The sequence below is a fragment of the Kistimonas scapharcae genome (assembly GCF_039540975.1).
GTDB classification, from domain to species: domain Bacteria; phylum Pseudomonadota; class Gammaproteobacteria; order Pseudomonadales; family Endozoicomonadaceae; genus Kistimonas; species Kistimonas scapharcae.
Window position 1 is genome coordinate 1 of record NZ_BAABFL010000378.1, and the last position, 10,953, is coordinate 10,953.

Annotated in this window: 8 protein-coding genes; 3 read left to right on the forward strand and 5 right to left on the reverse strand. The window is 50.3% G+C overall.

The genetic code is table 11. The features are described from left to right. Positions 1 to 61 precede the first annotated feature (61 nt). From ABD892_RS13720 to ABD892_RS13730, 3 genes are all read right to left on the reverse strand, one after another. Positions 62 to 613: a hypothetical protein gene (locus ABD892_RS13720; RefSeq protein ID WP_345196359.1), complete on the reverse strand. Its 552-nt coding sequence runs from the start codon at positions 611 to 613 to the stop codon at positions 62 to 64. A 135-nt stretch (positions 614 to 748) separates the two neighbouring features. Continuing rightward, positions 749 to 1,279, reverse strand: a complete 531-nt coding sequence (locus ABD892_RS13725) for a hypothetical protein (RefSeq protein WP_345196360.1) — start codon at positions 1,277 to 1,279, stop codon at positions 749 to 751. 224 nt (positions 1,280 to 1,503) lie between these two features. Then, the gene (locus ABD892_RS13730) at positions 1,504 to 3,948 is read right to left on the reverse strand and encodes a heavy metal translocating P-type ATPase (protein ID WP_345196361.1); all 2,445 of its coding nucleotides are present in this window, start codon (positions 3,946 to 3,948) and stop codon (positions 1,504 to 1,506) included. 226 nt (positions 3,949 to 4,174) lie between these two features. On the opposite strand from ABD892_RS13730, the gene ABD892_RS13735 reads away from it, so the two are divergent. Then, positions 4,175 to 4,960 carry a hypothetical protein gene (locus ABD892_RS13735; RefSeq protein WP_345196362.1) on the forward strand — a complete coding sequence of 262 codons (786 nt, stop codon included), beginning with the start codon at positions 4,175 to 4,177 and terminating at the stop codon, positions 4,958 to 4,960. Between the two features lie 32 nt (positions 4,961 to 4,992). Here the strand turns inward: ABD892_RS13735 and ABD892_RS13740 are convergent, their stop codons facing one another. Next, on the reverse strand, positions 4,993 to 6,144 hold the full coding sequence (locus tag ABD892_RS13740; protein ID WP_345196363.1) for a tetratricopeptide repeat protein: 1,152 nt from the start codon (positions 6,142 to 6,144) through the stop codon (positions 4,993 to 4,995). A gap of 221 nt (positions 6,145 to 6,365) precedes the next feature. On the opposite strand from ABD892_RS13740, the gene ABD892_RS13745 reads away from it, so the two are divergent. Next, on the forward strand, positions 6,366 to 7,742 hold the full coding sequence (locus ABD892_RS13745; RefSeq protein ID WP_345196364.1) for an autotransporter outer membrane beta-barrel domain-containing protein: 1,377 nt from the start codon (positions 6,366 to 6,368) through the stop codon (positions 7,740 to 7,742). A 54-nt stretch (positions 7,743 to 7,796) separates the two neighbouring features. On the opposite strand, the gene ABD892_RS13750 is transcribed toward ABD892_RS13745, so the two are convergent. After that, positions 7,797 to 9,179, reverse strand: coding sequence for a cytosine permease (locus ABD892_RS13750; RefSeq protein WP_345196365.1), 1,383 nt, complete (start codon positions 9,177 to 9,179; stop codon positions 7,797 to 7,799). A gap of 626 nt (positions 9,180 to 9,805) precedes the next feature. Between ABD892_RS13750 and yddG the strand changes: the two genes are divergently transcribed. Continuing rightward, positions 9,806 to 10,690: an aromatic amino acid DMT transporter YddG gene (gene yddG / locus ABD892_RS13755; protein WP_345196366.1), complete on the forward strand. Its 885-nt coding sequence runs from the start codon at positions 9,806 to 9,808 to the stop codon at positions 10,688 to 10,690. Positions 10,691 to 10,953: the final 263 nt, after the last annotated feature.

Below are 10,953 nucleotides of genomic sequence, written 5' to 3' on the forward strand. Positions count from 1 at the left end.
CTTAATCCCGACAGATCTTCAGCTGATCAACTTAAGAAAGCGGCTTGAGTTGGGGCGACAACTATGTTGACAAACACCGGTATTTGGGAACGAAAGGCACACTGGACCAGAACAGTAATTGCAGTCCCGTTAACAGTTCAGGTTGCGTATTGTCTTTGGGAGCATCCTTACCTCGCCCCTTGTTAATACGCTTCAGCCTGAATAATGGATCATCATCCGTATCAATCACACAGAAGCCCGTATGATCACGCAACAACAGGTATTGGTGACTGGTATCATAATAAACCGTGTGCCATTGCCACTTTGCTTCTGAATCATGCCTTCTTCGTATGCGCATATAGCGCTCAACCTTATAGGCATACCAGATACAGGGTTTATTCGTAAGTGGACTTTTCAAATGTCCTTTTTCAAAACTTTCCGGACGACCAATCAATTCAACAAAACCAGGTTTTGCCACACCCACCCGTGATGTCGGCATTTTATTGACGGCGTGGTATTTCCTGAAAGACTTGATGCCAATAAAAAGGAAAATAATGGCAGGAATGCCAAAAGCACCGATAAGCAAGCCTGCACCATTATCACTCAGGCCTTCAATCCATGAAAATACTTCCATTATGAGTACAGCCACCATCAAATAAAACTAATTTAAGAGTAGAAGAGTGAAATACCTTATAAAGAGATGATGAACTAAATAAAATAAAAATGAGCCACTAACTGTTAGCTAATGGCTCACTTTTCATATTTCGATTTATTTAAATCTGTCTTTAAAATTTTGCCAAGCGGATCTTGCTCTTGGTCTGGCATATGCCACGCCTGCCTGAATATCGTGGCCTAACCCCTCAAGATAATCACCCTCCTCATAGGCGGCCTCAGCCCGCTCATGATGACTTATAGCATCTGATCGACCTTCGAGCTCATCCAATTTGCCTTGGAGTTTATCTATTGCACCACTTTTTATTGAGTTTTGTGCCCTCGGGCTACAAAAGCATATACCCCAAGCAAGCCAACAGAATCCTTTACCTATATACAAACCCGCCTTTTGAAAAAAGACTGCAATTTTTCTGGCTCCTATCTCACAACATGATGAGCAATTGTCAAAGCAATCCCTATCAAGTAACGACTCACCATCTGTGCCAGAAGCACTTCGACCAGAAAATTGAGGCTTGTTTTTATCCCCAGATTTTTTTTCCTGATATTTATCAAGACGCTCGTGTACCCTACCTTGAAGATCTGAGCCACTATAAGGCTGCGAACGTCTCCTAAGCTCTGGTGATGCCATACTCCACCTCCTTGCTAACAATGCATTTAAATTTACCAATTACTATTGAGATAACAAATAAATTCAAAAGTTCCTTATATAACTATCTTGAAAACTAACAACAGTATCAACCAATAAAGACCCAATGGAAATTAGACGTTTGTATAAGAGGAAGATCAATCAAATAAATTAGTTAGTTTGAAAACAATAAAGGCGACTAATGCCGCCATTATTGATTAAAAACACTAGCTTTTTATATCCGACGAAGGTCTAAAAAGTCGTAAACGATTGGCATTACTCACTACCGTCACAGAAGAAAACGCCATGGCCGTTCCCGCCACAACCGGACTAAGCAACAGCCCCGTCAGCGGATACAGCACACCGGCCGCTATTGGGATTCCCAGGGTGTTATAAATAAACGCACCAAAAAGGTTCTGTTTTATATTCTTTAGTGTTGCCCGCGACAGCTCAATGGCATCCGCCACACTGTGGAGGGAAGATCGCATCAGGGTAATATCCGCCGCTTCGATAGCCACATCGGTACCGGCGCCAATGGCCAGACCGACATCAGCCCGGGCCAATGCCGGCGCATCATTGATACCATCCCCGGTCATGGCGGTCACCTCGCCCTCAGCCTGCAATCGGCGGATATGGGCCTCTTTATCCTCAGGCCGCACTTCGGCATGAAAGGCATCAATGCCAACCTGCCGGGCAACGGCCTCAGCCGTGACCGCATTGTCCCCGGTTAGCATCATCACTTTGATGCCCAAGGCATGCAGCCGTTCAATGGCCGCCGCAGAATCCTCCCGGATAGGATCTGCCACGGATACAATACCCGCCAGCTGATTATCCACAGCCAAGTACATCGGTGTTTGAGCCTTTTCCGCCAATTCGGAGGAGATCGATGCCATTGGCGCTATTTCAACACCATTCTCCTGCATTAACCGGGCATTCCCCAACAGCACCGAGCAATGCCCCTGCAGCCCCTTAACACCAGCCCCCGTTACGGCCTCAAACTGTTCACAGGGTGCGATGTCCAGCCCCCGGCCCCTGGCAGCTTCCACAATGGCTTCTGCCAGGGGATGCTCTGAGGTCTGCTCCAGTCCAGCTGCCAGCGCCAGCACCTGGTCTTCGGTGAAGTCTTGCCGAGGTACTATAGCTGTCACGGAAGGCCGTCCCTCGGTAATGGTTCCGGTCTTGTCGAGCACCACGGTTGTCAGGTGGCTGGCTTTCTGCAGGGCCTCGCCGCTACGGACCAACATGCCGTATTCCGCGGCTTTACCCACTGCGACCATGACCGACATGGGCGTCGCAAGCCCCAAGGCACAGGGGCAGGCGATGATCAGTACGGTCACGGCAACCACTAGCGCGTGGGCTATTGCAGGCTCCGGCCCTACGAAGTACCAGACCATGGCAGCCGCCAGCGCAATCACCATCACAACAGGCACAAACACCGATGAAATGCGATCAGCCAGACGGGCGACAGGCATTTTTGTGCTCTGCGCATGGCGTACCATGGCAATAATGCGTGCCAGGGCTGTATCCCTGCCAACCCGGTTCGCCCGAAACAGCAGCGTGCCGTTGCCGTTCATCGTACCGGCAGAGACCGCATCTCCGGCTGCCTTCATAACCGGTACCGGCTCACCGGTCAGCATGGATTCATCGACCCGGCTGGCGCCTTCTGTGACCATACCATCGACCGCGATCGCTTCCCCTGGTCGTACCCGAACAATATCGTCGACCTGTACCTGTTCAACAGGCACATCCCGCTCTTCCCCATCCCGGACAATACGTGCCGTTTTAATCTGCAATCCCAGCAGTCGCTGAATGGCTGCCGACGTCTTGCCCCGCGCCCGGATCTCCAGCGCCTGTCCCAGATTGATCATACCGATAATCATGGCACTCGCTTCGAAGTACACATGCCGTGCCGCGGCTGGCAGCAAATCAGGAAACAACACCACCAGCATGGAGTAAAACCAGGCTGCCCCCGTGCCCAGCGCAACCAGGGAGTCCATGGTTGCTGAGCCGTGCCTCAGCGCCTGCCAGGCCCCTTTGAAAAAGTGCCCACCGGATAACCAGAGAACGAGGAAGGTCAAACCACCCACAATCCCCCAGCCCCACTGCTGGGCACTGTTATTGACGCTCATCTCACCGGTCACCATGCCCCAGACCATGAGCGGCACCCCTAGTCCCAGGGCTATGGCCATATGTTTGAGCAAGTGCCGATACTGCTGTTGTTCCTGCTGCTCTCGCTTTTTGCGTGCCTGCTCTTCCGAGTCAATGACCTCGCCGGGATAACCAATCTTTGAAAGGCTCTCCAATAACAGCGCCATACCCGCACTGCCCGTAACGGTAACCTCGCGTTCTCCCAGGTTGACTGCGACAGCCTTCACACCTGCCACACGTCTTAACGCCTTTTCAATTTTTCCGACGCAGCTCGCGCAACTCATACCCGGTACAGCGAGGTGAAAAGCTTCGGCGGCTATCGGGCTGGCACCATAACCGGCTGACGCAACGGCTTCCACCAGCGTGGTACTACTCACCTCGCCATCAACCTGCACCGTCCGGTCAGCGAGATTAACCATCACATTGTCCACCCCTGGCACAGCCAGAAGCGCCTTTTCGATTCGACTGACACAACCTGCACAGGAAACCCCTGTCAGTGCCAGCAGCTGCTCTTTTTTCGGCATGATCGCCTCCTGAAACCTGCTTTTTGAGCAAACATAAGCGTTCTCCTTACGGGAAGGTCAAACCGGTTTTCAATCAGCTAGATATAGAGCCACCACGAGCCGCATTTAAGCTGCACATTCAACCGCATCCACATCAGGAACCATTCACGCTTTGGCCTGTCTAACGTTATGAGTTAATAGCCTTTTTCAGACAGGAATATTCACTGGTACAGGAGAAATAGAAAGTATGCTTAAAGGTAATACCGAAGTAGCGGTATCATCAAACGCTCAAAATATTTGGCGCTCTACCCCTGATAGATCCCCTGCGCCTGAAACCAGTCCTTATCTAAATGGCAACTTAGATGAATCTTCTGTACCGGAATCACGGGCACGAACAATAGCCAGGATTTTGCTTGTCCCCGTTAAAGTTGTGGCTATATGTGTGACAGTCCCTATTTGCGCCACGGTAGAATTTGTATCGGGAATATCAATTGGCATCATTTTAGGCTCAGCTCTCATCATGAAGGCATATCACAGCCACGGTGGTTTACCACTCGCAATACCTATCGCCATCGTCGTTTTTCCCTTGGGTCTTGTGATGGGTGCTGGCTGTGCCCTAGTAGGTTTCTTCTTTGGCATTTATGACGGCTTTCATCTTGGTTGGAATGGCGATAAAGAGCCTATAAAACAAACAGCATTCAATGTGAAAGGTCGCATTGACAGCTTTATGGGTCACTCTCAACGCCCAGTAGTGACTCATGCTATCAGGACAGAACGCATTGAAAACAGATCAAATATACTGGTCGACGACAACTTTCTCGTTCATTCAGTGGAAACCGATGCAGACATAAAAGGGCAAGCTGTCACGTCAGCTAATGCTACAACCGCCGCAGCCAGCTCCAAAATACCAACTTATTCTGAGCCAGCTGCCTCCCCGCTCACAGCGACCAGTAAATCTGATTCAGCAACTAATGAAATAGAACAGCCTACTGTTCCTGGAAGCAATCCTTTTGGCGATAATGACGAATTTTAAATATTGCCACTGCTAGCAGTGGCAACTCACTACTATCGTTGTAAAGTCTGTAGAAACGCATCCCAGTTTTGTCCTATGTGGACGCCCGGAGCGTTTTTTGACCCATCATTGAATTCCACCGTATTTCCAAACCGAAAATAGTCATCATGCGCCACATGGTTTGTACGAATATATGGCCAGACATTTTCACGAAGAAATAACTGGTCGATCGTTCTTTCTTTGGTATTCCCTCGGTAGTACTCATCAAACAGTGGCTTGAGTTCAGGCAAGGCCCCCCTGACACCTCCCCATAGACCGGCCAGTATCAGCTCACTGTGAGAATACCAGTCTCGAATCAGGTGAAAGGACTTACCGGATCTCATCCACTGGTCGACTGCCGACCGCTCCTGTAGTGTCAGCGGCGAATCCACATCACGAATGATATAACGCGACACTGTCGGATCATCTGCCACCAGAAAACGCCAGAAAAGCCCATAAAAAAAACCCTGGTCTTCCGGCATCTTAATCAACTCGGCTCCCGCCTCACGCAGTGCTGTTAACGTCGCAGCGGGCACACTCTCTCCACAATAAAAGCGGCATCGCCAGCCCGGATAAACAACCAGTGCCGCATAGGCATTACGTACCGCCCCGCGCAGATAAACAGGGTTATCTCCCCAGAGGCTGTAGCTGATGACCTGTAACCCATCACCCGTTGATCCCTCCATTACTGTGTCAGGCTTCATACCGGTTCTTTTTTCCAGTACGCCAAGCCTTTCAGGAGAGCAGACTGCCGCATCCTTGGCTTCCAACGACAACCGGCCATAATGTTTGGCTGCGTCATGGTGCCCCGTTGAATAGGCGAGATGGGTCATACTATCCAACGCAATCACATGACCGGGTTCACGCTGAATCAGCTGCTGTAATGTCTCCAGACTCCCCGTGACATCCCCTGTCATTAACTGCAGGGTACCGAGATTGACGGCCACTTCACTGTCATCCGGCAGATAGCGTTGCAGTACGCGGGTAACATCCAGTGCAGTCACGTAGTCGTTACAGGCATAAAGCGCCATGGACAGGTATTTCAGATCATTGACAGGCGGAGCATCCTCAGGCGACGCCTGGATGAGCTTTTGGAAATAACCCGCAGCATCGGCGAACTGCCCCTGTCGGTAACAGGCCATGGCTTTCTGACGAAGATCCTGCATGGTAATTCCGTTCTGATTCAATATATCTGGTTATTCGGCCTGCCGTAGGCATCCTTCAATCACCTTGTTTGCCGGTTTCATGACACTTTCAGCCAATATCCGTCAAAAAAAATGAAGCTCCGTATGGAAATCATCACTGTCTTTCACTGCATTAAAGATATTTTCCATTTGGACGAAAGTTTCATTTGTAGGATAACGCTGTGCATTAAAGGAGTGGTGCCATGCTGTCGCAGAGAGTTCTGCCGCGGTTAACGATTCTGGCAGTTCTGCTTGCCCCGGTTGTATCTGCTGCGCCAATGAGCGTCAGCCTGAGTCGGGATCTCGTCAAACAGATCATTGCTGACAACCCCGGTCATACGTCTTCCGCTTCTCAGGAAGTGGTTCAATCATCCCCGAAAGCTGATTCGGTCGATACCCATCATGAGGTTGCACAGGTCAACGCACTGCGTCAGGCCACACTGATTGTCAGTGAAATGGTGCAACAGGCTGAAGCCAGGCCTGACCCCGTCATTACGGAAACTCAGGTCACCGTACAGCAGGAAACAGTCGCTACGGAACAGCTGATTGCTGAAACCAGGGCTGAAGTGGATACGCTCATTGATATCGCTGAGCCAACTGCAGCGGGCACAGAGTCAGCTTCCGGGCTGGATTTTGCCACGCTGCTGGCTGTCAACGACTTTCACGAATCCCCCAGGTACCAGTCCTATGAAGGACTGGCTTTCGGCGATACCCGTCAACGGGTCAGAAACGGATTCTGGACCAACTTCAAGGCCTTCTCAGCCGAGCGTCGGGATACAGATACCATGTCCGGCTTTGACGCCAGTGGTGAGTCGTTCACGGCCGGTCTGGAAACGGACAATCTGATGTCAGGGGCCCTGTTCGGTGCAGCGATGACCATGAGCAAGAGCCGGATTGATGATGACCCCAATCAGGAGCGTAACGATATCCGCTCATTCACAGGCTCCCTGTACAGCTCCTGGAAGTTTGATAGCACTTTTCTGGAAGCCGGTGTTTCCTTTGGACGTGCCCGGAACGAAACCCGTCGGATGGCCACCGTTGGCGGCGGCACAGGACACCTGGAAAGCAAATACTATGCGAGCACATCCCATGCCCGCCTGCTAGTCGGTAATGTCTACAACCTGTCGCCCAACTGGACACTGACGCCACTGGCGGAACTGAACTACAATCGGATCTCGTTCGACAGCTATACCGAAAAGTGGGACAGCGACTGTACCGGTACCTGTACTGATCCGACCACGAAATACCAGCCGGATTCACAAAGTTCAATGGAAGGGGGTCTTGGCTTCAACCTGGCAGGTAACCTGGGCCATGGCAGAGCACGACTGGTACCGTTTGTCAGTATCATGGGATACCACAACTTCCGCCGGGATACATCCTCACAAAGGGCCATCTATACCACGGGTATTGACCAGGTAGTCATTACAGCGCCTGAACGTAACCGTGGACGGGCACGTTTCAGCTTCGGGCTCAGCCTGATTCTGGATCAAAACTTCAGACTGGATCTCGGTGTCATCCGTAACCAGATGAAAGGCTACAAAAACGACAGCGCCAACCTGAAGATCCGTTACAGCTTCTAAGACAGTTTCATCACCCTTATTGGCGGCTTTAATAGCCGCCATTTTTTTTATCCGTCAGTGTGCATTGAGCAGTTTTACCCTGCCTTTATCCTGCCGTTCATACCGCATGACGAGTGGGTACATAACTACGCTCAGAATAAAGGCAGTATAAAATGAATAACCGATACCCTGCTCAGGAATCAGTATGACAGTCAGCAGACCTGCACCAGCACTGACTAACAACGTTAACAGTGCCGGTAGTCGCCATGCAGCCTGATTATCTTCATCGTACAACGCATCAATATCAATCGTGCGCCGTCTAACCAGATAATAATCTGCCAGCATAATGCCGATAATCGGCCCCAGTAAAACGGAACAAGCCACTTGGAAAGGAATCAGCTTTTCTGCAAACAACCACGGACAAATAAGCAGCCCAATGATGGCTGAAATCACTGTTGCACGACGGAATGTCAACGTTGGATGCAATGCCATGACAATATAAGTCGCGGGCATGAGATTGGCAGTCGTATTGGTAGACCACTGGGCAAAGACGATGGTCAGTAAGGCGGCTCCCATAATCGCAGGGCTGGTGTCGTGGAATGTCTTAATGATGACATCAACAGGATTCCACTCCCCCGTCAGGATCCCTGACACCATACCCACCATGATCACCAGTGAGCCGACCAGGATCAGCCCAAGAAACTGACCACCGATTGTCAGCTTCTGCCGATGCCAGAAGTGCTTCTTTTCAAAGCCGGCCGGGCGCCGGATCATTCTCCCCAGATCCGCACTGTTCAGTGCCATGGTAATCCACACACCGGCAATACCGGCAACCGCAAAGGGAAAGCTGTAAGTATTCTGGGCGGGTGCTGACAAAATGTCAGTCATTGAGGAGTCATGGGTTTTCAGCAGCCACATGATAGTACTGGAAAAGAAAATCACCATCAGGGGAATCGCCAACCAGGCAAACCGAGCCATCGATTTGAGGCCGCCCACCGCATTCCAGACCTGCAGTATCGCAAACAGACCAATCAGAAGGTGCAGGTTGACGGTGAAATCCGTACCAAACCAGATCACCATCAGCTTCTGAACCGCCAGCGCCCCAATCCAGGTCTGAAAACCAAACCAGAAGAAGCAGGGAATGGCACGAATGACACTGGGAATAATGGCACCCTTGATACCAAAACAGGCGCGCAGGTAAATCGCGAAAGGCACACCGTATTTCAGCCCCATATCGCCATTAAGCACCAGCAAAGCCGAAACAATAGAATAGGCGACAATAACAGCCAGAATGATCGACACCGGGCTGAGACCGGGATAGAGCTGACCTCCGACAGCAAATCCCCCGATATTGATGGTCATGCCCGCCCAGAGCAGGGTGTAATCCCAGAAGGACAGGTTTCGCTGGACATCTGTCGTCGGTCGTAACGCATCATTGCACAAGGTGTTACATGACATGGCTTTCCCCCTCGGATTGCCAGATTCTGTAATCTTGCGAGGTTCGGCCGTCAGCCACTGGTTCTGATGCCCGCGGATACGGCCGAACACTATCTGTTCAGCAGGCTGGCATTAACCAGGCCTGTCCGGATACCACCAGACAGTCACAACAGCATGACATGCGAGATAAAGACTATCGTCATGATCCGTCATACAGTGAACTCTGGTGACACAGAATCATTACCACGTCCTCTACCGCGATAATGGCAGTGGCGTCACTATTCACGATGTCGGGTACGGAAACCTTGTGATAGATCAATACTGCTTATTAATTGCTAACAATTTACAAAGCTAACCTTATCTTGAGTCAAACCTATGACTCTACGTATCGCTTTAATCGTGAGGCACTCCGGTGAATGCGGAATAAAAACACCCTTCACATCGTGCCAAGCCAGCGACCCAGTAAAGTAGCGTTGTTAACAAAAATGGATAACGCTTCCCATTTGAAATACCTGTGAAATGACCACTACACTTCGGGTTGGCGATTGATCACATTGCCATCCGCCATGACTTCGTTGCGATTGACCGTCATGGCTATCTACCTACACGGTAGATTGACTCATTACCCGCTGTAAAAAGGGCGCACCTTGACAGGAACACATAAATATACGCTGGCAGGCTGTCTGGCCATTCTGTTCTGGAGCACCATCGTCGCCTTTGTGCGCAATGTCACCGAACAGCTGGGACCGGTTGGCGGGGCAGCCATGATTTATACCGTCAGCTCCCTCTTTCTTGCCGTGTTTATCGGCTTGCCAAACCCGAAGTTGTTCAAAATCCGATATCTCGTGCTGGGGGGCTCATTGTTTGTCAGCTATGAGATCTGTCTGGTGCTGGCGCTGGGGCTCGCCAATGACCGTCTGCAGGCCATTGAGATAGGATTGATCAATTATCTGTGGCCGTGTCTGACAGTATTACTCACAGTTCTCATCAATCGGCAACGTGTAAGCCTATTGTTGTATCCTGCGTTGATTCTCGCATTCCTCGGTGTCGCATGGACAGTCAGCGGTGATGAAGGACTATCCCTGAACCAACTCGCCGCCAATATAGCGACCAACCCCACAAGCTACTCTATGGCATTTATAGGTGCCTTTATCTGGGCTGTTTATTGCAATGTCACCAAACGCCTTTCCGGCGGCCACAATGCCATTACCTGGTTTTTCATGGCCACCGCAACAGCTTTGTGGATAAAGTACTTCTTCACTTATACACCACCCATGGTATTTACTACCGGTGCCATCATTGACCTCCTGCTGGCGGCTGCCGCCATGGGCATGGGTTATGCCCTGTGGAATATCGGCATCATCGGCGGCAACATGGTTTTACTGGCAGTGCTGTCCTATTTCACCCCACTCCTTTCAACGCTCTTTGCTGCCATACTGTTGAACGTGACACTCAGCGTAACGTTCTGGCAGGGTGTCATTATGGTCACGGCTGCATCATTGATATGTTGGTGGTTAACCAAGAATAAATAATGAAAACACTGAGTGAAATACGATGTGTATTAATGTTCATCATCAATACAAAAATTCAGGTTAAATATTAGCCTGATAAGTTGTCAGTAATACTAAGCAGCTGATTATAAAACTAATCTTTTAATCTCGATAACATCCTGCTTTTAGCAAATAAACAGGATTATCAAAATGGAAAGCCCAGTGATGTGAGGCAGTAATTATGGACACCTCCCTAAGAGGGTAAAATCACTCTTTGAGGTGACCCATGACGACCAAGAAAAAAC

Excerpts from the sequence above, each read along its gene's own strand:
- ABD892_RS13730 (WP_345196361.1), bottom strand. The coding sequence starts at position 3,948 with ATGCCGAAAAAAGAGCAGCTGCTGGCACTGACAGGGGTTTCCTGTGCA.
- ABD892_RS13750 (WP_345196365.1), bottom strand. The coding sequence starts at position 9,179 with ATGTCATGTAACACCTTGTGCAATGATGCGTTACGACCGACGACAGAT.
- ABD892_RS13740 (WP_345196363.1), bottom strand. The coding sequence starts at position 6,144 with ATGCAGGATCTTCGTCAGAAAGCCATGGCCTGTTACCGACAGGGGCAG.
- ABD892_RS13720 (WP_345196359.1), bottom strand. The coding sequence starts at position 613 with ATGGAAGTATTTTCATGGATTGAAGGCCTGAGTGATAATGGTGCAGGC.
- ABD892_RS13735 (WP_345196362.1), top strand. The coding sequence starts at position 4,175 with ATGCTTAAAGGTAATACCGAAGTAGCGGTATCATCAAACGCTCAAAAT.
- ABD892_RS13745 (WP_345196364.1), top strand. The coding sequence starts at position 6,366 with ATGCTGTCGCAGAGAGTTCTGCCGCGGTTAACGATTCTGGCAGTTCTG.
- ABD892_RS13725 (WP_345196360.1), bottom strand. The coding sequence starts at position 1,279 with ATGGCATCACCAGAGCTTAGGAGACGTTCGCAGCCTTATAGTGGCTCA.